The organism is Spirosoma flavum (assembly GCF_042686045.1).
In the GTDB taxonomy this organism is placed as follows: domain Bacteria; phylum Bacteroidota; class Bacteroidia; order Cytophagales; family Spirosomataceae; genus Spirosoma; species Spirosoma flavum.
In genome coordinates this window covers 145767-168483 of the sequence record NZ_JBHUOM010000023.1, presented here as the reverse complement: position 1 = coordinate 168483, position 22717 = coordinate 145767, and the positions used below count along the sequence as shown (strand labels likewise).

Here is a 22717-nt window from a genome sequence, read left to right as displayed (position 1 = left end):
GTGATAAACGACAAAAACAGGCTTCCTCACAACGGCGGATAGCTCATTGACACACTCAACTCCGCCACAAAAACGGAAATAATAACCACGATAGTGTCAGAACGATGGCGTCAATAGCCAGAATCGTTCCGATTTCATCCCAACTTACGCTCCGGTCCAGACCGTCAAGCGCATTTTTTGAGACTTTCAGCAGCATCAGCAACAGTGGCAGAATAATCGGAAAACTCAGTACCGCCATCAGCGTGGCTGGGTTTTCGGCTTTACTGGCAATGCCTGATACAAGCGTCAACGAAGCGGCAAAGCCAATCGCTCCCAACAATAATGTTAGTAAATAAAGAGGCACATCGTTGACCGGATTCCCCAATACAAAAGCGTATACACCAAATCCCAGGAAGGCCAACACCAGCATAAGACCCGTGTTGTACAGAATTTTCGAAAGGATAATTTGCTGCGGACTGGCTAACGTATAATAATACAATTGCCGTCCGGCACGCTCCTGCACGAAGCTTTTGGCTATGGCATTAATGGCCGTGAACAGCAAAATGATCCAGAACAACGTGTTCCAAACGATAGGCGTCAATTGACCACGCCGGGCGTTAAAACTTAGGTAACACACAAACACGGCTCCCACAATATACAGCAGCATACCGTTGAGCGCGTAACGCTGCCGCCACTCCAGCAGAAATTCCTTCCGCATCAACGCGCTCATTTGCCGTACCGATTCTGCCATGCTCTTTCTTCTAATTCTGCAAATTTACAGCGCAATGCTGATGCGGAAAAGAAATAGTTTTGCGTTCTGATTTTTCTTCACCCGTAGTTTTTGTGTCTAAAATATATTATTTACATACAAATGGTTTCTGTCTACTCGAAAGTTGCCGTTCGTATATACCCTTTTGCCACACCACTCACACCTGTTAATGGCGTATTCTACTGTTCTGCTTCTCTGTGGTTTTTCATTTCTTGCTGGTTTTGTTGATGCTATTATTGGCGGAGGTGGGCTGATTCAAACACCTGCCCTGTTGTTTAGCCTACCACAATACCCAATCCCAACCCTTATTGGCACAACCAAAATCCCTTCGTTGTTTGGCAGCCTGATGGGTGCGTTCCAGTACAGCCGACATGTGGCCGTGATTGGTCGGTTCATTGGGCCGATGATGGCTATTGCCTTCGGTGCATCCTGGCTTGGATCATGGACGCTCACCCAGGTACCGAACAGTTTCATGAAACCCCTAGCACTGATTATTCTGATAGGCGTGTTTATTTACACACTCACCAAAAAAGACTTCGGGCAGGTATCGCAAAAGTTTGTAACAACAGCTCAACAACAGACGCGTATGTGGCTTATGGGTGCTGGAATTGGCTTTTACGATGGCTTTTTTGGGCCTGGAACGGGAAGTTTTCTGGTATTAGGGTTCATTGCACTCATTGGCTTCGACTTTCTTAAAGCCAGTGCTCACGCTAAATTAGTTAACGCGTCAACTAATCTTGCCAGCACTTTATTTTTCTTAAACGAAGGCAAAATTTTATACAGTTTTGCTTTGCCAATGGCCATTGCCAACCTCTCTGGCGCTTTCCTTGGAGCGCGATTAGCGATTTTGAAAGGCAATAGCTTTATCCGGGTATTCTTTCTATTACTAATCGCAGCTACCATTGTCCGGTTTGCGTGGGATTTGGTAAAGTAGATTTGCATCAACAAACTTTCCGTTGTAAACTTGCGTTAATTAAACTGAATCTAAATAAAGATTAGCGTCTCTGATACCATGAGTAAACGTAGCGTAGCAGACCTGAAAGTTGGAGAACGAGCCACTATTGAATCGTTTAACAATCAGTTAATGTCGCTTAAATTGCTCGAAATGGGTTGTTTGCCCGGTGCTGAAATATGTTTACATAGCAAAGCACCACTTGGTGATCCAATTTGTCTGAACGTGGCAGGCTACTGCTTAGCCATGCGCAAGTCTGAAGCCGCTACTATACTGATTGAGAAGTAAGAAGAACTGTTCTTAACCGTGCGGGTGCCTCCGTCATTACTATCATTCTACGGGCAGCCTCGTCTTAGCTTTTGTCTTGAAATTGTCTCCTATAATTGCCCTCGTTGGCAACCCCAATGCCGGTAAATCGTCTTTATTCAATCAACTGACCGGCCTGCGTCAGAAAACGGGTAACTTTCCCGGCGTCACGATGGATAAAAAATCCGGAACGTGGCCCATTGACACACAGAATACGGTCACCGTCATTGATCTCCCTGGTGTTTATTCAATTTATCCCAAGTCTTTAGACGAGCAGATTGTCACCGATATTCTGGCTAATCCCAATCACCCAGATTATCCTGATGTTGCTGTGGTGGTGGTGGATGCTTCAAATCTACACCGTAACCTGTTGCTGTTTACGCAGGTAGCAGACCTGGGCGTTCCAACGGTGCTGGCTCTGAACATGCTTGATGTAGCCCATCAGCAAACAAAAACAGTCAATGCTGTACGGTTGGCTATGCGATTGGGAGTGCCTGTTGTGCGCATTAATGCCCGTACGGGTGAGGGACTTGATCATTTAAAAAAGGCCGTCCTGGAACAAATTCATGCCCCAACATTACCCGGTAAACTCTTCTTCGACCCGGTAGATGATGCCGCTGCCCTGATTGCCGACACAAAAGCTCAATACCAACTCAATAATAATTACCTCGCTTTACAATATATTATTCAGCACGATGGTTTCTCGTTTCTAAATCAACCGCAGCGGGTTGGGTTAGATGCTATCATTGACAAATATCAATTTAGTGAGCCAACGTTTCAGGCAGGCGAAACCATTACACGCTACAAACGCATTGCAACTGTTGTGGCTGAGGTCGTTGTTGACCAACGTCCGGCCAATCAGCCTACATGGAGCCAGAAATTTGACCGGATATTGCTGCATCCGATTTGGGGTTATGCCATTTTCGGTTTTGTCTTACTCCTGATCTTTCAGGCCATTTTTGCTTGGGCGCAACCATTTATGGATGCTATCGATACAGGTGTGGCCTGGCTTAACGGGCAACTCAAAGAAAGTTTGCCGGCGGGTCCACTTACAGACCTGCTCACCGATGGCATACTGGCCGGAATTGGCGGTATACTTGTCTTCATTCCACAGATTGCTTTCTTATTTCTGCTGATTGCGCTGCTCGAAGAATCAGGCTACATGTCGCGGGTGATGGTCATTATGGATCGCATTATGCGCAAATTTGGGTTGAATGGCCGGAGTGTAGTACCGCTCATTTCGGGGGTAGCCTGCGCCGTTCCCGCTATTATGGCGACTCGCAGTATCGGCACCCGGCGTGACCGGCTCATCACCATTTTGGTGACCCCTCTAATGAGTTGTTCGGCCCGACTACCAATCTATACCATTTTAATTGCTCTAGTCGTGCCGAGTCAGCGCGTACTGGGCGTCTTCAACCTTCAGGGTTTTGCCTTGATGAGTCTGTACTTGCTGGGCCTGATTAGTGCGCTGTTGGCTGCTTACGTGTTGAAACTACTCCTCAAAACTAAAGAGCGTGGTTATTTTATTATGGAGTTGCCAACGTTCAAACTGCCCCGCTGGAATCATGTCGGGTTAACAGTTTGGGAGAGTGTTCGAGCCTTTGTGTGGGAAGCAGGACGGGTTATTCTGGCTATTTCGATTGTGTTGTGGGTGCTGGCCAGTTACGGACCCAGCAATTCGATGGATCAGGCAGAGACCCGTGTCCGGCAGCAAAATTCGGCACTTTCATCCGAAAAGTTACAGAACCGCATTGCATCTGAACGACTCGAATCGTCCTACGCCGGCAATTTCGGGCACTTTATTGAACCTGTTATTCGACCACTTGGCTATGATTGGAAAATCGGCATTGCCCTGTTGAGTTCATTTGCCGCCCGCGAAGTATTTGTTGGTACGATGTCCACGATTTATAGTATTGGTAGCGGAGCTGACGATACAGGTGTTACCATACGCGAACGACTTCGGCAAGAAAAAAATCCTGAAACGGGGGGGCCCATGTATACGCCCGCTCTGGCGTGGTCGCTGCTGATTTTTTACGTATTTGCAATGATGTGTATGAGTACTTTAGCGGCTACCCAGCGTGAAACAAAAAGTTGGAAATGGCCAGCCGTGCAGTTAGTTTATATGATGGCATTAGCCTACGTAGCTGCCTTTGCTACGTATCAACTCATGAAGTAGCGTGCCTACCAAAGCAATCCTTTAGCAACCATCGGATAAATAAAGTAGTAGACAATGTAGGCAAATAATGCTAGAGTAAGACCGCCTAATGCTGTAGTCTGATCAAATATAGTACGATTTTTACGTGAGGGGCGGTTAACGCGCCAGTCTCGGTGTGCTGTTTGCTTCATGGTGCGCCGTGGTATGGTAATGGTGGCACAAATTTGAGGCCTTATGCTGAACCAAAATAGCGGAGAAACCCGGAATCTGCCATATGCGTATAACTACCCATTATTACCTGTAGGAATTTGTTTTCGTTATTTCGTAAGCGGTAATTACTAGTAAGCACATTTTTGACTGACTTTGCATATATGTGGAATAAAATCTACACTGGTTGGTGAAATTTATTCCCAACGTAGTGCATCAATCACGTCTGAAGCAGTCATGCCGATAGGGCCACGCTGTTCGGCTACCCGGTCGCCAGCAAGGCCATGGGCAAACACTCCCAATACGGCTGCCTCGACCGGGTCGTATCCTTGCGCCAACAGAGATGTTAAAATGCCAGTCAGCACATCGCCAGTACCGCCGGTACTTAAACCGGGATTTCCTGTCGAGTTGAAATGGATATCACCGTCCGGTGTAGCAACGGCAGAATAGGCCCCTTTTAAAACGACAACCACTCGATACTTTTGAGCAAATTCGCGAAGGAGGTCTAATTTCTGATAATCATTAGCCCACTTTTTTGTTAATCGTTCAAACTCTTTAGGATGAGGAGTCAGGATACTATTTGGCGGAAGCTGGTTCAATAATTCACGGTTTTCGGAGAGTAAGTTCAATGCATCAGCGTCCACTACAATGGGCTTTTTCAGCGTTGGTAGTAAGTTTTTTAGCATTACCAGTGTTTCGGGTGCTTTACCAATTCCAGGACCAATACCTATCGCCGAATAGTCGGTCAAGGCCGGACCCTGTTTGCCTGGCTGGTCTGCCGGGGCAATTCCAGTCAACACGTTCTGATTGCCATCTGGTCGGCACATGGCTTCGGGCACAACTGTTTGCAAAATGGTATAGCCACATTGGGGCACCTGAACCGTTAGCAATCCCACTCCCGACCGCAAACAGGCTCTGGCCGCGAGTATAGCCGCACCGATTTTTCCGTAACTACCTACCAGCAGCAACGCATGACCAAACGAGCCTTTGTTAGAAAATCGATCACGTTTGCGAAGTAACAGCCGGGCTTCTCGTGGTTGGGTGAAATAGTACGATGTTGGAGCCAGGTCAATATAGCGCTTGTGTAACTGAATGTCCAGAATATGCCAGTCGCCAACGTAACGACCGTTTTTAGGTAGGACAAAGGCCAGCTTGGGCAACTGAAACGTGACAGTGTAATCGGGTTCAATGATTACGTCGGTCGATCCATTGGGCTGATTGGGATAAAGGCCACTGGCAATATCGACTGATACAACCGTAGCGGGCGCACGATTTATAGCTTTGACTGTATCTTCAACGATGCCTTCGGACGGGCGCGACAGGCCCGACCCAAGAATCGCATCAATGACAACTTCGTTATGACGTATGGTTGGAATATCGTGCGTTAGTTCAATATAATGAACGCTATCAAAGACGAGTTTGAGCCGTCGGTGATTGTGCATAAAATCGTCTGACTCGCGGGGCGCGTACCGTACCACGTAAACCTCTATCGGGTATTCTCGCTCCAGTAGTAGTCGGGCAATTGCCAATCCGTCGCCCCCGTTATCACCCAACCCGCAGAAAATTTTAGTCGGGGTGGTGGGCGTAAAACGGTCCACGAACCAATCGACAAACGTGAGCGCGGCCCGTTCCATCAGATTGATAGGAGCAATGGGTTCATGTTGAATGGTTGATTGGTCAAGGGAACGAATTTGATCGACGTTCAGTATTTTCATAAGTCTGGATATTGGAGCCGGAGCGTAATTTTACAAAAGTATTTTCTGCTACTGAGAAAATAATGTATTTAGTAAGTATGCTGATAATAAGCTAGTTAACGCGTATTTTTGAACTATTGGGTTATCAGTAGTACAACAGTGCGTGAAAAGGGTCTCTAATCCCGGTGTAAACGGCACCCGGTTTGGATTGTTTCAGTTACTCGCCGGTTAGTCGTTTGAGCGCCCGCCCACTGGCTTCATAGGTAGCTCTAACGTCATCGGTCAGGTCGGTTAAATTATCGGCACTTTCTTTGGGTAGCAGGCGGGGCTGTTCACCTGCAAGCACGTAGTTTAAATTTATGCGGGGGTAGGCCGCTTTAAAGGCATTTAGAAAACCACTTCCAATATGGCTCTTATCACTGATGTGTTGATGAAGTCGGCGCGGTAGGTCAATGCCCATGCTATGAGCAGCGTCCGCAACGGAAATTCCCAACTCATCAATAATTTCCCTTAGCCATTTGCCTTGAACGGCACTCTTTACTTTGGTCACTCGGCGTTTCGTTTCTGTAAACATAAGCGTATGAGAAATATTTTACTCAAATATAGAAATATTATTCTCAAATACTTTTAAAATAGAAATATATTTCTCATATTTGTATGGTAATCATATTTCAACCCGTTTATTTATCATGAATGTTGACAAATTATTATCTCCGATACGACCAGAGGAAATTGAGTGGCGCGTGGCTCAGCAAACGAAGGATGCGCAAAAGATCATTGTTGTTCCCTATTTAACAAATCGAACCGTTATGGAACGGTTTGATGCTCAATTCGGCTGGGATGGCTGGGAAAATACCTTTGATGAGGTAGTGGATGGATTCGTTTGCACCATCACGGTAACCACACCCGAAGGCAAACGGGTGTCTAAATCCGATGCCGCCGGTCGCACGAATGTCGAACCCGTCAAAGGCGGTGTGTCCGATTCGATGAAGCGGTGCGCGGTTCAATTCGGGCTGGGTAGGGGGCTTTACAACTATCCCAAAGTCATGATTAAAACGACGGATAAATATATACCCAACTGGGCCGAACGGCTGTTGGATGCTTTGGTCATCAAGATCAATAAGGGTAGTTCCGTCAACGACGTGATAATTCTCGAAGAAAAGCATCTTCAAAATCTTGCTCCTGCTTAATTCCATTAACCTCCGCCCGCTGGTAACGCGCCAGCGGGCATAAACTTTTATACTCATGCCTGATACCTCAATTAACATCGGTGACTGTTTTTTCAGCCCTAATAACCATTTCTATCAGCAAAAAGAGACGTTCGTTTTACACGTCAACATAAGCCCGATTATGATTAATCTGTTAGGGGAGAGTTTCATACAAATGCAAATCGCGGACGGAAGGGAAATGAGACCCTTTGATGCTGAAAAGTTCAAGAAGGTTGTCAGTAACGCCCTTCAGCAATTAGAGCTGATTCACTCATGAAAAAGACCATCACCCTTGTTGATGAGCGTCAGCTGGAGACCATTCGGTTTCTGGTTGACCTGGGGGCCGAGCAACTGATCAAGTCAACCGTGATGCGAAAAAAAACAGCTGTCACGCTGACTGAAATCTTAGGTGTGCAGAAGCTATTGAAAACCCGAAACCAGAACGGCAAATGACTACGCAGGAACTTGAAGCTCTTGAGCCGGGTACCGTGATTTATATTCCGACTGATTGGGAAGTGACGATCTGGCAATACGCCGGGAAAATCCCCTTTCGGAACTGGTACACCCTGTTGAATGCTCCTGATCAGGATGGGGTTACCGACAACCGCCGTCCTGTTTACATTGATGCCTTACACCTCCTCCCCGCCACGCTCGATGAGCAGGCCGCTTGGTTAGATGTCGTAAAAACCTTGGAAGAACGTAAACAGTGGATTTACAAACGCAAACTAATTGAAACAGTATGATACAACTCTTCAAACTCATCTACACCTTAAAACGTCCGCTGTTACTGCTATTTCTATCGATTATAGCCATTCAGTTAATCCAGTGTAAACGAAGCCCCAAACGTCGACCGCTGGTCGTTGCCGTTTGCGGCTGGTAGAATATAAGCCACAATTGCTTAGTGTTTTATCACTAAAATTGGTCAACAATGTTTATCGAACTCACAAGCTTAGAAGGAGATACTGTTATAATCAATGTTACCCAAATAGCTGGAATTTCGACCTCTAAATCGCCACTAGATCAGTCTGAATGTTCGAATATTTGGTGGGCAACTAATGAAAATTCAAAGCACTTTAAAGAGAGCTATGATCAAATTAAGGAGGCCATAAGAAACGTGACGGGTCAACCCGTTCATGGAATTTCACCTTCCGACTATGAAAAAGGCGATATGTTTGGATAGTGGAATCTGATCATTAAAAAAAGCCCGATCTCTTAATAAGTGATTGGGCTTCTTTATGCCCAATCGATAATATAGACCTTTTCTATATCTTTGTTTGTGTTATAGAATTTGTCTATTAGAAATAATATTTCATATATGGATGAGCAATCAGCCAGCGAAGAAGCCAATGAGTCAAAGCCATGGCATGATGGGCTTACCGATAAACAGCGACGATTCGTCGAAGAATATATTAAAGACCAAAACGGTGCTGCGGCCGCTCGAAGGGCGGGATATGATGAGAATAGTGCCCGGCAACAAGCGCACGAAAACCTGACAAAACCTTACATTCGGGCAGCTATAGATGCCTTTATGGATGCTGAATCCATGTCAGCGGCCGAAGCCGTTCAGTTATTATCTCAATGGGGCCGAGGTACCGTACATCCGTTTTTAGTTGGAGGGGAGATTAATCTAGCTTTGCCAATGGCCAAGGAAAATCTTCATTTATTAAAAGAGGTTGAGCAGTTTAAAACAACGCATACGAGTGAAAGTGGCGTGACCGAAACGGTGCGGACCAAAATAAAGCTACATGACCCCTTGGCGGCTGTTAGTAAAATACTGGAGGTGCATGGTCGTATCATCCAGCGACGCGACGTCACCAGTGCTGGCAAAGCTCTACCCAATGTAGTTTTCTATATGCCCGATAACGGCCGGGACGAAACTAAACCGGATGAGTAAGCCCCAGATTATAAAACCTCAACTCGGCTTTCAGGAACAGTTTATGTCCTCTAAAGCGGATATCGCCATCGGTGGCGGTGCGGCTGGTGGCGGTAAATCCTGGGTGTTAACGTATGAAGCTACCCGTCACCGGGCTAATCCGCTTTATTCCGGCGTTCTTTTCCGGCGGACCTATCCCCAGGTGATGGCACCTGGTGGACTCTGGGAAAAAGCACGCGAACTGTATCCGATGATGGGGGCACACTCCAGAGATGCTGACTGGTTGTTTCCGGGTGGATCCTGGCTGGCCTTTCGTCACATGCAGCATGAAAAAAATGTGTATGACTGGCAGGGCTCGGAACTGGCTTACATTGGCTTTGATGAGTTGACGCAGTTTAGTGAAGGCATGTTTTGGTATATGCTCAGTCGTAACCGGTCTTCTTCGGGCGTAAAACCCATTATGCGCGGTACCTGCAATCCGGATCCGGATAGTTTTGTCGCTACGCTTATTGAGTGGTGGATCGATCAGGAGGAAAAGTTGACTGACGGCTCCCCGAATCCACGGTATGGATTCCCGATTGCTGAAAGGTCGGGCCTGCTTCGCTATTTCACCCGGGACAATGATACGCTCGTGTGGGGTAATACCATGCAGGAGGTGATTGACAAGGCTCCTCACATGTTTACCGGTGAGATGGTTAACGTTAAACCGAAATCCATAACGTTTGTGCCCGGCGATATCTTCGGCAACAAAATCTTTCTGGCCAAAAACCCGGACTATCTGGGCAATTTAATGGCTTTGCCTAAAGAAGATAAAGTACGCTTGTTGGATGGGAACTGGAAAGTGCGTAGTGATGGCATGGCCCTGTATGATCCAGCGTCTGTTGGGTCGATCTTCACGAACTACGCACCTGGTGGGGAGGCCACATTCATTACGGCCGATATTGCCCGGTTTGGCCATGACTGGACTGTTGTACTGGTTTGGAAAGGATGGGAGGTGTTGGAATGCGTTGTGATGAAAGAGAATGATTCGCCTGAAGCGGTAAAGGCTATTGAAAAATTAAGGTCAAAATGGCGCGTCATGGCCCATAACGTGCTTGTTGACCAAAATGGCGTGGGTGGATCCGTACTTCAGCTTCGGTCTGACTATAAAGGTTTTTTAAATAACGCAGCGGCTCTTCCCGATCCGGTAACCCGCGTTAAGGAGAACTATAAAAATCTGAAAACCCAGTGTTACTATCGGAATGCTGAGCGACTTAATGCCGGTGGCATCAAAGTAACGCTTAACAACGATACGGTTGTTGTTTATGAAACCAGCCCGGCTGCTTCAGGGGGGCTAAATCATATAATTTCACAAGGATGCCGAACCAAGATGGGTACAAAGGTGGTCGATGTCCGCGATGTCATCAAGCAACAATTACGGGCCATTCGTAAAGACAAGATTGATATTGAGGGAAAGAAACAGATAAATACCAAGGAAGCCCAGAAGATATTGCTCGGCGGATGGTCACCCGATTTTGCTGATTGTATCATGATGCGCGAATATTTTGAATTAATTGGACCCCGTCGGGCGTTCGGCGGATTTGATAACTCATAGAAATAATCTATATCAATTGTTATGATATAGATTATTTCTATTTTTGCTAACTACTGCTACGCTACCGGACGGTGTGGCCATTGACTTTGACAAGTTAATCACCAAACCGTCTATGAAATTTCTGACGTGTGACGCCATCACCGGCGTGATTAAAACCGTTACAGCGAGCGACTGTATGTTGCTGCTCGAACAGGCCAAACGATTTGGTTATATCGACTGGCCACAGGCTGTTCCACTGGGCGACCAGGCTACTATTTTGGGACAGGCGGCCCATACCGCTCGGATGGCGGCCGTTGACACCACCAAATTATCGTTACCCAAAGCTAAACTGTATTCGCCTGAACTCGCCGGTACTGAACCTGTCAAGGTGGGTTCAAACGATAACACGACACCCGATGGCCGTTCTATCGTTCGTGGTCAGACAGTACCCATGTTTACTGCTAAGTATACGGGGTTGACTCCTCAGCAATTTGAAGATTTTGAGGACATTTTCGCTCGGGGTAACAAGTCGGCCGACTTCAACACAATGGGCTTTGTGGCGTATCTGGGTCAACGTCAGTTCATGTGCTCGAAAACGTTTGGCCCCATTCCCTTCAATGCCGGCTTCATTGGCGATCCTACCGGCATGCAGCTGCATGATCTGACCCAGTTTAACATTCAGATGGAATTGAATAAGGGGTGGTTCCGGGATGTGATGGTCGTTACCCTCAACTTTAACCACGACCTGTTGTAGTCATGAGAAAACTACAAATGACCCCACCCGCTGAAGGTGCCGATCTGGCGATCGTTCAGGAGTTCGTTGATGAACACGCTGAGAACATCTTAGCCGCTCAAACAGGGGGCGCAACCGTCTGCTGGAAAGAAGTTGGCAAGAATACAAAAACAACGGCCGGGTATGAGTTGTCGCCAGTGGTCACCGAATCTTCCTTAGTAACGCCAGCCGAGTAGATGCTCACGCCCAACGATCCCCAGGTTAAAAAGGCTAATTCCAAACAGTTGCGTCAGGCACAGTTGGAAGATCAACGCCACCGGCTACACGCCGAAGCTGCTACCGATGCGGCTTCGGCGTCACCGTATTTTAGAATCTGGGAAAACGAGTACCTGGTGCCGACCATTCCAGCCAAGGCCACTCGTGATCAAGTGATGCGTGATATCGTCTTCCCACTGGTTTCTAACGAACTCGTCGATGATATATCGGATTCCGCTGCGGCTGTTCATGGGGCACAGGATCGGTATATTTCTATTGAGTTGACAGACGAAAAGCTACAAATTGATGCGGAAGAATACATTGAGCGCATCGATGTAGATGGGTTTGTTTCCCGTAAATGTCATAATGGCCTGTTTTCCGCGCCTAACTCGATCGTCGTCATCGACCTGCCGGCTGAACAGGATACTGATTTTCCCGAGCCCTACGTCTATTTGCTGCCCAGTTCCTCCATTGTGGCGGCTGATGGAATGGATGGAGCCGACAATTCGGGCCTGCTCTCGTTTGCCTATTTCAACATCAAACAGCCTAAACGCAGAGCGTTGTTTGACACGATAGACTTTCAGGTGTACGAAAAGCTTGCCGGCGAATCAGACTGGAGTTTGATTCTCAAAGAGCCACACGGCCTGCCGTTCTGCCCTGCCTTCAAACTCTGGGCTGATGTGGATCCGGGAAATCCATTGGTCAGCAATACAATGATCCGGCCTAGTCTGGGGCTGTTGAACCGTTACGTTTTTTGGGATGCCGCCGAACACAGTAACGATTTGAAAGCGGCTCTGGCCATGTTCTGGCATCTGGAGGAGGAGCCAAGTAGCTGCGGCTACACAGTGCCGGAAGGGCCATCCTGTCAGGATGGAATTTTGTTGTATGCCGGTACCGACGAGATGGGTAATTACACACCCGACATGGCACCAATCAAGAAGCCCTGTCCGGTCTGTGCAAAACGACGGGCACGGGGTGGACCGGGTAGTGTGATTCCGATACCGGCTCCGCAGAAAAAGGAGGATGCTGATTGGCGCGTTCCTGCCGGTTGGATCGATGCCCCTATACAAAGTCTTGAATACATTCAGGGAAAGGTTGAGAAACTCCGCGCCAAGATTCGTCGGACAGCAACCGGCTCTGAGGGAGGTCCGCAAAATGACCAGGCACTTAACGAATCGCAGATCCTCTCTATTCTGGAAAGTGCCCGGCAGGTTGGCGAGTACTTGGCTGAATATTTCGAGATTTTGCACAAACGGATTCTGGATGGCATTCTGACTCTTCGGTATGGCTCTTCGTATGTTGGCTGTACAGTCAATTACGGCCGTCGCTTTTCGGCCCTGTCGGCTGATCTGCTCATGAAGTTAGCCGAAATGGCTAAAACGAACGGGTCCATCTGGCTGATGGAAGAGATTGATAATCTGCAACAGGATTATTACGCCCATGGGGATTCGTCCCGAGGCCTGCGCTTTCAGATGCTCACTGACCTCAATCCGTACCCCTTTCTGTCGCCAGCGGATTTGTACGCGGCTGGTATCAACACATCCGATCCGGAAGGTTTTGGGCTGTCGGTCGGCTTACTAGGTTTTGTCAAACGTTTTGAGCGGGAAAATCAACTACCCATCGAGCGGTTCGGCATTTTAACACCTTATTCAATTCGAGTTACCACAATTTTAGACGCTATAAAAGAGTATGTCAGTGAACTCAAACCCATCGAAACCGGCAACGTCATCGACCCCACCGGCGACCCCACAGGGGGAAAATCAAATCCAGCCGGACGCAAACCAGCCGGCAATCCAAAACGAGGCAAGCCAGCCAGCGGGGCTAACAAATGATGAAATTGATGCCCGTATCGCTGATGGCATTGCTAAAGGTTTAGCACTGTATCAACAGCAGGAGGCCGAAAAAAAAGAGCTTGCGGATCTTGCCGAAAAGCGGGCACAGGAAAATGCGCAAAAGGCACTAAATGCGGCTAAAGCTAAAGTAGTGGCCACCACATGGCCTTATGGCAATAAGGACAAAGAAAACGTATTTGACCTTAGCCTCATGACCAATTGGACAGAGTTGCCTGCCGATAAAGTTGTCATCGTCTTGGCCAAATACAATGTTGATGGTGCGGGTAACAAAATCGGCTTTGATGTAAAGAACAGCTTGATTCAGCCCATTGATCCCGTCGCCCATAAAGCCCAGATCACGCCTGATAAAAAAACGGGTTCAACGACCTACAGCATGTTAGGTGTCGATCCAATCGTGGTTCACGACCCCAGTAAACAGTAACAATCATTACCTGCCGATGCGTTATCGGCAGGCTTTTCATAATCCTTAACACGTCTACCGGACGGACATAAACCAATGGCTTTTTCACTTGAAGATGTTACGGCGCTCACCGATGAACAGATTACCCCAGAAATCGAAGCCGTTTTATTGCCCAAATTAGCGGCTCGTGCCACTTCTTATTTGACCAATAATGGTCATGTTGTTAAGCCCAAAACTGAATACGACACCGAGTTCAACGCGGCCCTGACAACGAAACAAAAAGAATTCGCCGATAGCGAAGCCCCTAAGTTTTACGGCTCGATGGAGCGTATGCTGGCAGCGGCCGGTCTTCCCAAACCGCCCGAAATGAAAACCCGCGTTTGGGTTGAAAAACTGTCAGCTGAAGGCAAACTACCGTTTACGCCTGAGCAGTGGACGAAAATTGATAAGGCTATCAAGGGAGAGCCACTAAACCCAACAGAGCAGGGACTGGCCAATCAATATCTGAAAGAACTGAATGACTATAAAACGTCTCAGGAAACTAAGGATAAAACAAAATTCAGCAACACGGTTGCTCAGATTGTGTCCGCTGCTTTTCGAACCGCGCCCGTTCCGGTCGACCCAACGCTTAAGGATGATGCGGCTAAAGAAAATGCCAAGAAATCAGGTATCGCTACGGTGAAGGCAGTTTTTGATTCGGTATACGAAGCCGCCGAAGATGATAAAGGGGTAATGTATTTCCGAAAAAAGGGTACTACCGATGCCATCATGGACACGTCAACGGGAGAGCCAATGTCCCCCCTTGACATTATGAAAAAAGAATACCCGACATTATTTGCCGCTAAGGGGCATCAACAAAATGGTGGCGGTACGGGTGGTGGAGCGGCTGGTGGTAGTGTGAGCACGAAAGCCGATATCTACCGGGCCGCCAGTGATAAGGGACTGCGTATGCATTCCAAAGATTGGAAAGAATTTGTGAAAGGTGAAGAGGAAAAGTTGAAGTAAACCTGTGTTTAAGTTTCCAAGTGCTAATCTACCGGACGGGTTGCATTGATGTTTAATTATTCATTTTAAACCATTACCAAAATGTCAATTGTTGCCACGACTCTTCCGGATATGATTGCCAACATCGACAATGGCAGTGAATTCGGACAGCTTGAAAAACGCCAGTCCAATTATGGTGGGATTAACATGTTTTACAACAACGCCAATAAATTGTTCGGCCCGGCCCTGATTGCCGAGTTGCGCAAATTGCCGTTTACACGTACTGCAAAAATTCCCATTTTTGACAAGTACGATCACACGGTACTGACAGCTCGCTCGTGCGACATTCAGTGCAACAATGTGAACACACGCACTAAGACGCTTACCCGTACTCACCTGGCTATTGATATTTGTATCAATCCAACCGACTACGAGAACAACTTAGCTAAGGTTGATCAGGCGCTCAAACATCGCTACGTTATGGCCAAAAAGGCTGTTTACAAAAAGCTTGATGAGATGTCGTCAACGTTTCTCGACCTCAACAAGGATACGACCATGGTAGTCGATCCGGGTGGCGCAACACCCAATGCTAACCCGCTTTTTAAAAGTAAAGCAGGAGCCATTGAATTTCCTAGTTCGCTTAAGTTCTATGCCTACCTGCAAACGGTATTGGAGCAATTAGATATTGATGGTCCTTACCTCGACATCGCCAACACCGTAGCACTCGCTGAACAGAATATCCTGCGCAATCCGGGTAACGGTGCCCTGCTCGACACAACGGCTCTTATGTCTGGTGCCGGCATTACCCAGTTCGATTATTCGAACCGTATTGCTCCCGGAGTAATGATGCCGGTTCACTACATCGCGCCGGTTGGGTCGATTGGTGTACTGAACATGATTGACCTGGTGTATCAGGATAAGCCCGTTTTAGGCTCTGGTGACGACATGGATCAGTGGTCTGGCTTTGCCAACAAAACCGAATTGAAGGCATGGGGCCAAACACCGGATGAAGTGTTTAACGATTGGGATTGGGGCGTGCTGCAGGAACTGGTCTGCGTCGACGAAACGATTTTGTATAAAGTGAAATTCTCGGCCGACTTTATGTTTGCCTGTGACTTTACCAGCATCGCTGGCGAGTCGCCAATCAAACGTGTTGACGTGGCTGGTATTACGTACTAAAAATAGGGTTTAGTGTAGTTTAGTGGTTTACTCAAAAATCCTCTCTCAGCTGAGAGGGGATTTTTTTTATAAAAGGCAATATGTTCGACACGGAAACACTCACAAACCAGCTGTCAGGCAAAGTTGCCCTATATGCCGGGTTTGATGCCGGCTCTGATAAAGTAAAGATCAGCCGGCCGCTTGTTCACCTATCCGATGCGCATAAACTGTTGCGCCCGGATATCATCAACGCCTTAGGTCCCTATGTGGAGGGTGTTTCTCCCCAACCCTATGATGCGGATGCGACCTATAACCAGTTTGAACTGGTCAATGACAGTGATGTCGTCTATCAAAGCGTAACGCCTGAAAATAGCGGCCATGCGCTAAGCGATGCTACCTATTGGCAAAAAACAACGGTTTTGTCAGCCTGGTATTCTCAGATAGAACGGGGCGCTATTGCCAAATTGAGTTTGGCTCTTGCCGGAACGCCATCGGGTGTAGCTGTTTTAAGCCGTCAGGCTATCTTCAACAGGGAGGGTAATCTACAGGGGGCAATTGGCAAAAACGGACGGTTTCTCGGTTGGCGTATCAGGATCCAGAAGACTGGTGTACTTTTCAATATTGCCCGTTCGGGCCTTCAACTCACCGGGCCGGCCGCTAATGTGCCGATTTACCTGTTTCACTCCTCCAGTGCCGTACCAGTCGCCGTTGCTTATCTCACCGGCACTACATCAGGACGCACCATTTGGGCTGACTCGCCTAATTTCCTGCTGAAGCAATCCGACGGTTATTATTTGTTAGGCTACTTCGAATCCGATCTTCCGGTGGGTGTTCAGGCGGTTGGCAGTGAGCGCAGTTTTGCCACAGCCAGTTGCTCCAGCTGCCAGGGGGCCGATTATGCGCTGGCGGCTAATCGTCAGAAATACGTAACGATTGAGCCGGTTTACGTCGACGATGCCGATACGCCCGGCGTGATGGATTGGGCTGATGAAAATTCGGTTGCTCTGCAAACATGGGGTCTTAACCTGATCATCGAGGTGCATTGTGATCGCACAAAATTACTGGCCAATACACTGCTTTATATGATTGCCTGCGACGTGCTGGAGGAATTAAGTACATCCGATCGGCTAAACGGCATAAGTGCTCAGCTTCGCAATTCAGCCTATATCGCTTTGTACGGCCAAGCTAACAGTAAAGTAACTGATGGGGCTTTGTCAACGGTGCGAAACAATGCACTGGCAGAACTCAAAGGGGCTATGGCCTCAACGGACTGCGGCAAAGTTGAGGCTCCCCGTCGTGGTATTCGGTTTGAATCAATGTTTGACTAATGGCCAGTAAATCGACGGACCTGCGCACCTGTTTTGTCGCACCCTTGCTATTGATCACGCCCGATCTGATCAACCGGGTAATGGCTGAAGTCGTTGAGGCCAATAGTGCATTTATCGAAAATCTTAACCGGGCGCAACTCTTTGATGGCAAACGGGCCGATGGTACGGATATCACACCGGACTATACTGAAGTTACGGTTTTTCTGAAAAAAGAAAAGGGTCAGCGCTCCGATCGGGTGACCATCCGCGACACCGGCGCTGTCTATGAGTCGATTTTTACACAGGTCTTTTCTGATTCGTTTGAACTGGAGGCCGATGATCCTAAAGTGCCGGCCTTAGTGGCTAAATACGGCAATCTGTTTGGTCTGACGCCTGAATCAAAAGACAAACTGATTGCCCATATTAAACCGCAGTTTATTGCCAAACTAAAAGCCGAAATAGGTTTATGAGTAAAGCCCTGAAACCACCCACATATAATACCAATATTGAGCCGATTGGCGTCGATCTGGTTATTACCACTATTCAGTATGCGCTGGTGGGTTTAACCTGGCTAAATCAATCGTTAGGCCGTGTCTATCCTAAAATTGTTGATGGCAAAACGGAGCCGTGGATTTACAAAGATGATGCGGAATATTATAGAGCCTATCCCAACGATACGCTAGAATCCTTCTCGTGTATTTACGCCCATGATGATGAACAGCCCGATAAAGAGATTTATCAAACGCGCAGCGTCTCCATTATTATCTGGGTTAATCTGCAAAAACTAGGCATTCAAACGCCCAGTACGGAAATGCTCAAACGTGAGGTGTGGCGGGTGCTTCGTGATTTGGATTGTGTTCTGTCCTTTACGGTAACGAAAGATCAGACGACATCCGGAACAACGGCCATTTACCCTGGCTTCGATGTATCAGGACTGGAGGACCGTTATAATACCTATCCCTATGGTGCATTTCGAGTGGAATGCGTCACCAAATTTGCAGACTTATGCTACTGACTTTAATCCTTACGGCTCTGATGGGGGCCACTGGCGTAATCCTGTTTGAAAAATGGGCCATCGACGATTATATGAATACCAACACGTTCTGGAGCAGGTACTGGCCTGCTGAGGCTTGCTTATTATGCCGGGGTTTTTGGTTTGGGTTAGTAGCTTATCTATTTCTAACATTTATACCATTTACGTTATATTTGTTTGTGCCACTAGCAGCAATCCCTATTCAGGTATTCCTAGTTAAAATGGGCGAAAGAAAGCTATGAGTAAAACGATTTTTACAATAAAGGAACGTGTGAATTATCTCAAAGAGGAGATTACTATTGATTTAAACTCTGATAAGATAGACGTGAATGCGGTACCAGGGGGGGCTGAGTTATTGCAGAAAGTAAGAGACGGTGAGATGGAATTTTCAAAAGAAGAAGTCTACAAGATAACGGTAATGTTTGGCTTACCTGAACCAAAGTTTTAACCCAATGAAACAGTATTTACTATTTCAGGACGCAGGCGGGGATAATGTTTCAGCTAGCAGCCTGTTTGAAGGATCTTTCGAATCAGTTGAGGCTATAAAAGAGCATCTGTTAAAGTTTGAGTTTTTAGATTCATTTGAGATGTATGATTGCATTAGTGAAACTTGGACAGAAGGGTCAGACTTATTCAAATGAGAACTTTAACGCTCCCACTAGCCATCTTGAATTGTCATGATTCCCCGCGCACTCTGCCTGAATCGCGCCGAACGGAACACGACTATTATGCGCTGATCGAATCCAATGTCGGTTCGTCACAGGACGACATCGATCGTCATTTCGACGTACAGTTGGGGCTGGTCGGGTCTGACGATCTGGATGCTCAGGTTACGGCTATCAACAATACACGGTTTTTATTTGCTAACCTGCTTGGTAAACAGTACTCGGCCCGATCGCTGGCATTCTGTTGTATTGTCGAGACCATAGACGACGTGCCCTGGTCGGATTACTCTCCCGAAGGTGTTGAACAGTTATCCCGGATCCTGTCAGAAAAAGGGTTGACCGACGAACTGCTGCTGGAGCAGTGGGGCCCTTTAAAAAAAAAGTCTTCGACGAATTAAACGAGGCCTTTCCTCTACGTTTTCCCGATGGGGAAGAGGAGCGTATTATTTTGCAACAGCAGGCCTTGCTAATTGAGTTGGACACCACTTTCTTTCCGGACGATCCCAGTTTACAGAGCCGTATTGAATCGTTTAATCTGGAAATACAGGAACGGCTGAAACCGGCCAAATTAACCGGAAAAGGAAATCAGTTGGAGGAAATCCGGAGCACGTACGTGGCCAATAAAATAGCCCTTCAGCTCGAGGGTTTACCCGTCGATGACAAAACGCCCTCTCTCCAGTACTGGCAATATCTAACGGCCATAGAATCCAAGTATAAACGTAAACCATCCTTGCCTCATGAGTCTCTCGAATAGATTTGGTTTCATCCTTTTCTCACCAACCGGCCCGGAGCCACCCGATTTGCTGTCGTTGCCAGATGGAAACGCCTTTGCCCCCAGTGCCTCATCCGTGATTCTGGTACCGGCTGAAACCTACTCGTTTTATCTACCCTTCGATGTAGGTTTGGGGCTGGCCAGTGCCAACCTTGATTTGGTGAGCGATGTTTCCAAAGCGGTTGTTTTAGGCAATATCGGTTCACTTACCCAAATTAACGTCGGTGCGGGCCCAAAGCATTACACGGCCACAATCACGATACCGGCTAATGTTGGTACTATTCTGGAGGTGTATTATCGCCTTCAAATCAACCTGACTAACGGGCTAAAACTATACTCAAACCGGCTATGGCTGAAAAAGTCCGGTTTCTCAAGTCTGTCGGCCGTTTTCAGCTATCGAAACCGTAAACCTGTTGGTCCAATCGCTTACGATCTGATCGAGCTTGACAACTTTAGGAATATTCTGCGCTTGAAGTGTGTATCAAATATACCGCAGACAGAAACAGAGAGTGAGGAATACGAAAATATAACAACCGGGGTAAAAGTTACGGTTGAAACGCATACCCATGTTGCCATCCCTATCATTTGTCCTAACACTGACGCACTGGGCCACGAGGGATGGCGGACGTTATGTGCACATAAAGATATCCTGATCAATGGTCGGCCGTTTTCTATAAAAACAGGGTATTCAGAAGGAGAAGGGATGGCTACACTTAGCACCGGCACCTTTCAAGTTTGGGAAACCCAGTTCTCCGTTATTAATCGCTGTTGACCCTTTTTCTTACCATGGTAAGAAAAAGATTGAGACCATAAAATCAAAAAGACACTTGGTATCTGTAGGGTTTTATTTCTTTGCTGAAAAAAGCCAACTAATGAAAAATAATATTTTACTCCTTTTCCTAACATGGTCCTTATCATCTTCAATGGTCTTTGGACAAAAAATGCCAATTGAAAATGGAAAACTGGGAGGTATCTTACCAATTGGCGAAAACGGCAAAGCAATTATTCAAGTCGTTGAGCCGGTTAGCGGGTCTAATAAATCGGCTCTTTTTCAACGGGCACGTCGTTGGTTTGTCCAAAGTTACGGTTCGGCTAACAAGGTTTTACAGCTTAATGATTCTCTAACGGGTGAACTATCGGGTAGGGCGACTTTTGTCATTAACCCCACTATGATCGGCGTTCCTGTAAAAACTCAAATTGATCATTTAATTACAGTTGAGATAAAAGATGGTCGATACAGGGCAACGGTTACCGATTTTTTTATGACAGCCAAAACCATAGTTGGGCCAATAGAATCAATCAAAGGCACTTCAAAGGGTTTCCTCATCAAGGTTTATACAATGATTGATGAGGAAAGTTTAGCTTTGCTCAAAAGCCTGAAAACGGCTATGTCCACCGAAAAGTCAGATTTTTGACTTTTTCTTACGGGCCTTTTTTTTAGTAGCTTTGCTTTCCCCACTACCGGACGGTGCGGCCCAAACTTCGCACTCACCGTTCTCTTTTCTGCACTATAGATGGGGCAACCCAATGTTTGCTTCCCTGCTACCATCGTCGCCAGCAGTAGAACAAATTGAACTTTACCTTTATGAATTATCAATATATGATTAAAACATACGCCATCTTTTTGTGTTGTTATAATAACAATTGACCGGAATGTGCGTTAAAAATTACTAGGCTGGGCATTGTTTTATTATACGGTACGTGATTATTAACTAATTTTTTTCAATGTTTACTTAAATTTTAATTTGACCTTCACACGTGAAAAATATTATAATGTATCGTTTTTCCGACTTCTTCTTCTCGCCTATTCAAGTCAGGCCAGTAATTGGAGCGTTGTTCGGGCTGGTTATCGGGAGCTTCTTTTCTCCTTTCGGTGCATTAATGGGCGCTCTAAATGGGTTTCTTCTAGCTTTTGCTCATACGTTCGCCTTAGAACGCTTTGAAACAGATAAGCACACTAGGCAGCTAATAGTGAACAAGTTAAGTGAAGAATACGCAGCGCGCGAAAAGAACTTAATAGAAAAACTAGAGCTACGTTATCTTGAACAGGAAAAACGGCATAAGAAAGAGATTCAGCGGATGAGTCATGAAAGACAATTGGTCATAAATGACTTATTCCTACAGTTTCAAGACCAACTAAAGCTTCAGGCTGATCTTCACAATCAGACCCAGCGCGAACAGGAGGCTTACTTAGAGGCAAATACAATACTCTCGCTGTTTGGGAATAGTATGAATGCCCTATTTAAGGTCAATCACTCTGCTTCGACTATATTCACATCTGCAATAGATAATCGTATCAAACATTCTCCCAGCGGGTACTATGCAGGCCATGAATATGGCATGCCCACTACAACGTCTGTAGATTAACTCAGTTTCTTCCTCTTTACCACACCCTTGTGAAACCTTATCTATTAGAAACAATTGAGTTTCTGTCGTTAGCGCATGTCATTTTGGTATCATTTGCTTTTGCCATAATTTATATCCTCCCTATACCCAATAAATGTAAAAACAACATAGGATTTGTACCCTTTATTGCGTTGGTCAGTGGCACAGCGGGGGCCTTGAAAAGTTTGAAAACCATAACAATAATCATCTTGGAGTTACTCTCAAATCGAGACCATTTTACGGTACAAACACTAGGAGATATTGAGCATGTATATCCTTTGGTTGGCAGCTCTTGTTTGTGCTTCGTAGCTACCGTTGGAGTATATAAAGCATTTAAAAGCAAATATTTTCCTGACGTAAAAACCATTAGGTAAAATGTCTTTCACCTCACTACACAATCAAGTGGAGTGATATACTGCCAGTTAAATAAATAAAGCCCCTTCCTTAACTGGTTGG

The 22717-nt window shown here is 46.6% G+C and carries 29 protein-coding genes; 26 read left to right on the top strand and 3 right to left on the bottom strand.

The features are described 5' to 3' along the window. Window positions 1-55: 55 nt before the first annotated feature. Window positions 56-730, bottom strand: a complete 675-nt coding sequence (locus tag ACFS25_RS21330; RefSeq protein ID WP_381505053.1) for a heme exporter protein CcmB — start codon at window positions 728-730, stop codon at window positions 56-58. A 187-nt stretch (window positions 731-917) separates the two neighbouring features. On the opposite strand from ACFS25_RS21330, the gene ACFS25_RS21325 reads away from it, so the two are divergent. The 3 genes from ACFS25_RS21325 (at window position 918) to feoB (ending at window position 4182) form a co-directional block, all read left to right on the top strand. Then, window positions 918-1682, top strand: coding sequence for a sulfite exporter TauE/SafE family protein (locus tag ACFS25_RS21325; protein ID WP_381505051.1), 765 nt, complete (start codon window positions 918-920; stop codon window positions 1680-1682). A gap of 78 nt (window positions 1683-1760) precedes the next feature. Then, a complete protein-coding gene (locus tag ACFS25_RS21320) occupies window positions 1761-1988 on the top strand; it encodes a FeoA family protein (protein ID WP_381505049.1) in 228 nt (75 codons plus the stop codon). 76 nt (window positions 1989-2064) lie between these two features. Beyond that, complete coding sequence (gene feoB, locus ACFS25_RS21315; protein WP_381505047.1) at window positions 2065-4182, top strand: ferrous iron transport protein B; 2118 nt, start codon at window positions 2065-2067, stop codon at window positions 4180-4182. A gap of 383 nt (window positions 4183-4565) precedes the next feature. On the opposite strand, the gene ACFS25_RS21310 is transcribed toward feoB, so the two are convergent. Together ACFS25_RS21310 and ACFS25_RS21305 are read right to left on the bottom strand one after the other, a co-directional pair. Then, window positions 4566-6083, bottom strand: a complete 1518-nt coding sequence (locus ACFS25_RS21310; RefSeq protein WP_381505045.1) for an NAD(P)H-hydrate dehydratase — start codon at window positions 6081-6083, stop codon at window positions 4566-4568. 196 nt (window positions 6084-6279) lie between these two features. Beyond that, window positions 6280-6636, bottom strand: a complete 357-nt coding sequence (locus tag ACFS25_RS21305; RefSeq protein ID WP_381505043.1) for a hypothetical protein — start codon at window positions 6634-6636, stop codon at window positions 6280-6282. 115 nt (window positions 6637-6751) lie between these two features. Here ACFS25_RS21305 and ACFS25_RS21300 point away from each other — a divergent pair, with 115 nt between their 5' ends. The 23 genes from ACFS25_RS21300 (at window position 6752) to ACFS25_RS21190 (ending at window position 22243) form a co-directional block, all read left to right on the top strand. After that, on the top strand, window positions 6752-7252 hold the full coding sequence (locus ACFS25_RS21300; protein ID WP_381505041.1) for a Rad52/Rad22 family DNA repair protein: 501 nt from the start codon (window positions 6752-6754) through the stop codon (window positions 7250-7252). A gap of 291 nt (window positions 7253-7543) precedes the next feature. Further along, window positions 7544-7723, top strand: a complete 180-nt coding sequence (locus ACFS25_RS21295; protein ID WP_381505039.1) for a hypothetical protein — start codon at window positions 7544-7546, stop codon at window positions 7721-7723. Then, window positions 7720-8013 carry a hypothetical protein gene (locus ACFS25_RS21290; RefSeq protein WP_381505037.1) on the top strand — a complete coding sequence of 98 codons (294 nt, stop codon included), beginning with the start codon at window positions 7720-7722 and terminating at the stop codon, window positions 8011-8013. The genes ACFS25_RS21295 and ACFS25_RS21290 overlap by 4 nt, the downstream gene beginning before the upstream one ends. Continuing rightward, the gene (locus ACFS25_RS21285; protein ID WP_381505035.1) at window positions 8010-8150 is read left to right on the top strand and encodes a hypothetical protein; all 141 of its coding nucleotides are present in this window, start codon (window positions 8010-8012) and stop codon (window positions 8148-8150) included. Before ACFS25_RS21290 ends, ACFS25_RS21285 begins: the two co-directional genes overlap by 4 nt. A gap of 48 nt (window positions 8151-8198) precedes the next feature. After that, window positions 8199-8450, top strand: coding sequence for a hypothetical protein (locus tag ACFS25_RS21280; RefSeq protein WP_381505033.1), 252 nt, complete (start codon window positions 8199-8201; stop codon window positions 8448-8450). A 135-nt stretch (window positions 8451-8585) separates the two neighbouring features. Next, a complete protein-coding gene (locus ACFS25_RS21275) occupies window positions 8586-9164 on the top strand; it encodes a terminase small subunit (RefSeq protein WP_381505031.1) in 579 nt (192 codons plus the stop codon). Continuing rightward, window positions 9157-10737 (top strand): terminase large subunit domain-containing protein, encoded by a 1581-nt coding sequence (locus tag ACFS25_RS21270; protein WP_381505028.1) that lies wholly within the window; start codon window positions 9157-9159, stop codon window positions 10735-10737. The genes ACFS25_RS21275 and ACFS25_RS21270 overlap by 8 nt, the downstream gene beginning before the upstream one ends. Before the next feature lie 112 nt (window positions 10738-10849). Next, window positions 10850-11470 (top strand): hypothetical protein, encoded by a 621-nt coding sequence (locus ACFS25_RS21265; RefSeq protein ID WP_381505026.1) that lies wholly within the window; start codon window positions 10850-10852, stop codon window positions 11468-11470. Between the two features lie 2 nt (window positions 11471-11472). Then, window positions 11473-11685: a hypothetical protein gene (locus tag ACFS25_RS21260; RefSeq protein WP_381505024.1), complete on the top strand. Its 213-nt coding sequence runs from the start codon at window positions 11473-11475 to the stop codon at window positions 11683-11685. After that, on the top strand, window positions 11686-13536 hold the full coding sequence (locus ACFS25_RS21255; protein ID WP_381505022.1) for a hypothetical protein: 1851 nt from the start codon (window positions 11686-11688) through the stop codon (window positions 13534-13536). Then, entirely contained in the window at window positions 13469-13978 is a 510-nt protein-coding gene (locus ACFS25_RS21250) for a DUF2956 family protein (protein WP_381507040.1), read from the top strand. Before ACFS25_RS21255 ends, ACFS25_RS21250 begins: the two co-directional genes overlap by 68 nt. A 75-nt stretch (window positions 13979-14053) precedes the next feature. After that, window positions 14054-14962 carry a hypothetical protein gene (locus ACFS25_RS21245; protein ID WP_381505020.1) on the top strand — a complete coding sequence of 303 codons (909 nt, stop codon included), beginning with the start codon at window positions 14054-14056 and terminating at the stop codon, window positions 14960-14962. An 81-nt stretch (window positions 14963-15043) separates the two neighbouring features. Then, window positions 15044-16120 carry a hypothetical protein gene (locus ACFS25_RS21240; protein WP_381505018.1) on the top strand — a complete coding sequence of 359 codons (1077 nt, stop codon included), beginning with the start codon at window positions 15044-15046 and terminating at the stop codon, window positions 16118-16120. An 80-nt stretch (window positions 16121-16200) separates the two neighbouring features. Next, on the top strand, window positions 16201-17427 hold the full coding sequence (locus ACFS25_RS21235) for a hypothetical protein (RefSeq protein ID WP_381505016.1): 1227 nt from the start codon (window positions 16201-16203) through the stop codon (window positions 17425-17427). Beyond that, window positions 17427-17876, top strand: a complete 450-nt coding sequence (locus tag ACFS25_RS21230) for a hypothetical protein (RefSeq protein WP_381505014.1) — start codon at window positions 17427-17429, stop codon at window positions 17874-17876. The genes ACFS25_RS21235 and ACFS25_RS21230 overlap by 1 nt, the downstream gene beginning before the upstream one ends. Beyond that, window positions 17873-18421: a hypothetical protein gene (locus ACFS25_RS21225; protein ID WP_381505012.1), complete on the top strand. Its 549-nt coding sequence runs from the start codon at window positions 17873-17875 to the stop codon at window positions 18419-18421. Before ACFS25_RS21230 ends, ACFS25_RS21225 begins: the two co-directional genes overlap by 4 nt. A gap of 256 nt (window positions 18422-18677) precedes the next feature. Next, on the top strand, window positions 18678-18887 hold the full coding sequence (locus ACFS25_RS21220; protein WP_381505010.1) for a hypothetical protein: 210 nt from the start codon (window positions 18678-18680) through the stop codon (window positions 18885-18887). A gap of 4 nt (window positions 18888-18891) precedes the next feature. Then, entirely contained in the window at window positions 18892-19080 is a 189-nt protein-coding gene (locus ACFS25_RS21215) for a kelch repeat-containing protein (protein ID WP_381505008.1), read from the top strand. Next, window positions 19077-19502 (top strand): hypothetical protein, encoded by a 426-nt coding sequence (locus ACFS25_RS21210; protein ID WP_381505005.1) that lies wholly within the window; start codon window positions 19077-19079, stop codon window positions 19500-19502. Before ACFS25_RS21215 ends, ACFS25_RS21210 begins: the two co-directional genes overlap by 4 nt. Next, the gene (locus ACFS25_RS21205) at window positions 19466-19858 is read left to right on the top strand and encodes a hypothetical protein (protein ID WP_381505003.1); all 393 of its coding nucleotides are present in this window, start codon (window positions 19466-19468) and stop codon (window positions 19856-19858) included. Before ACFS25_RS21210 ends, ACFS25_RS21205 begins: the two co-directional genes overlap by 37 nt. Continuing rightward, on the top strand, window positions 19842-20648 hold the full coding sequence (locus ACFS25_RS21200; RefSeq protein WP_381505001.1) for a hypothetical protein: 807 nt from the start codon (window positions 19842-19844) through the stop codon (window positions 20646-20648). Before ACFS25_RS21205 ends, ACFS25_RS21200 begins: the two co-directional genes overlap by 17 nt. 100 nt (window positions 20649-20748) lie before the next feature. After that, window positions 20749-21291, top strand: coding sequence for a DUF4468 domain-containing protein (locus ACFS25_RS21195; protein ID WP_381504999.1), 543 nt, complete (start codon window positions 20749-20751; stop codon window positions 21289-21291). 343 nt (window positions 21292-21634) lie between these two features. Further along, complete coding sequence (locus ACFS25_RS21190; protein ID WP_381504997.1) at window positions 21635-22243, top strand: hypothetical protein; 609 nt, start codon at window positions 21635-21637, stop codon at window positions 22241-22243. Window positions 22244-22717: the final 474 nt, after the last annotated feature.

Bases quoted from the DNA above. Each gene is read 5' to 3' on its own strand.
- ACFS25_RS21330 (WP_381505053.1), bottom strand. From the start codon at position 730: ATGGCAGAATCGGTACGGCAAATGAGCGCGTTGATGCGGAAGGAATTT.
- ACFS25_RS21325 (WP_381505051.1), top strand. From the start codon at position 918: ATGGCGTATTCTACTGTTCTGCTTCTCTGTGGTTTTTCATTTCTTGCT.
- ACFS25_RS21320 (WP_381505049.1), top strand. From the start codon at position 1,761: ATGAGTAAACGTAGCGTAGCAGACCTGAAAGTTGGAGAACGAGCCACT.
- ACFS25_RS21310 (WP_381505045.1), bottom strand. From the start codon at position 6,083: ATGAAAATACTGAACGTCGATCAAATTCGTTCCCTTGACCAATCAACC.
- ACFS25_RS21305 (WP_381505043.1), bottom strand. From the start codon at position 6,636: ATGTTTACAGAAACGAAACGCCGAGTGACCAAAGTAAAGAGTGCCGTT.
- ACFS25_RS21300 (WP_381505041.1), top strand. From the start codon at position 6,752: ATGAATGTTGACAAATTATTATCTCCGATACGACCAGAGGAAATTGAG.
- ACFS25_RS21295 (WP_381505039.1), top strand. From the start codon at position 7,544: ATGAAAAAGACCATCACCCTTGTTGATGAGCGTCAGCTGGAGACCATT.
- ACFS25_RS21290 (WP_381505037.1), top strand. From the start codon at position 7,720: ATGACTACGCAGGAACTTGAAGCTCTTGAGCCGGGTACCGTGATTTAT.
- ACFS25_RS21285 (WP_381505035.1), top strand. From the start codon at position 8,010: ATGATACAACTCTTCAAACTCATCTACACCTTAAAACGTCCGCTGTTA.
- ACFS25_RS21280 (WP_381505033.1), top strand. From the start codon at position 8,199: ATGTTTATCGAACTCACAAGCTTAGAAGGAGATACTGTTATAATCAAT.
- ACFS25_RS21275 (WP_381505031.1), top strand. From the start codon at position 8,586: ATGGATGAGCAATCAGCCAGCGAAGAAGCCAATGAGTCAAAGCCATGG.
- ACFS25_RS21270 (WP_381505028.1), top strand. From the start codon at position 9,157: ATGAGTAAGCCCCAGATTATAAAACCTCAACTCGGCTTTCAGGAACAG.
- ACFS25_RS21265 (WP_381505026.1), top strand. From the start codon at position 10,850: ATGAAATTTCTGACGTGTGACGCCATCACCGGCGTGATTAAAACCGTT.
- ACFS25_RS21260 (WP_381505024.1), top strand. From the start codon at position 11,473: ATGAGAAAACTACAAATGACCCCACCCGCTGAAGGTGCCGATCTGGCG.
- ACFS25_RS21255 (WP_381505022.1), top strand. From the start codon at position 11,686: ATGCTCACGCCCAACGATCCCCAGGTTAAAAAGGCTAATTCCAAACAG.
- ACFS25_RS21245 (WP_381505020.1), top strand. From the start codon at position 14,054: ATGGCTTTTTCACTTGAAGATGTTACGGCGCTCACCGATGAACAGATT.
- ACFS25_RS21240 (WP_381505018.1), top strand. From the start codon at position 15,044: ATGTCAATTGTTGCCACGACTCTTCCGGATATGATTGCCAACATCGAC.
- ACFS25_RS21235 (WP_381505016.1), top strand. From the start codon at position 16,201: ATGTTCGACACGGAAACACTCACAAACCAGCTGTCAGGCAAAGTTGCC.
- ACFS25_RS21230 (WP_381505014.1), top strand. From the start codon at position 17,427: ATGGCCAGTAAATCGACGGACCTGCGCACCTGTTTTGTCGCACCCTTG.
- ACFS25_RS21225 (WP_381505012.1), top strand. From the start codon at position 17,873: ATGAGTAAAGCCCTGAAACCACCCACATATAATACCAATATTGAGCCG.
- ACFS25_RS21220 (WP_381505010.1), top strand. From the start codon at position 18,678: ATGAGTAAAACGATTTTTACAATAAAGGAACGTGTGAATTATCTCAAA.
- ACFS25_RS21215 (WP_381505008.1), top strand. From the start codon at position 18,892: ATGAAACAGTATTTACTATTTCAGGACGCAGGCGGGGATAATGTTTCA.
- ACFS25_RS21210 (WP_381505005.1), top strand. From the start codon at position 19,077: ATGAGAACTTTAACGCTCCCACTAGCCATCTTGAATTGTCATGATTCC.
- ACFS25_RS21200 (WP_381505001.1), top strand. From the start codon at position 19,842: ATGAGTCTCTCGAATAGATTTGGTTTCATCCTTTTCTCACCAACCGGC.
- ACFS25_RS21195 (WP_381504999.1), top strand. From the start codon at position 20,749: ATGAAAAATAATATTTTACTCCTTTTCCTAACATGGTCCTTATCATCT.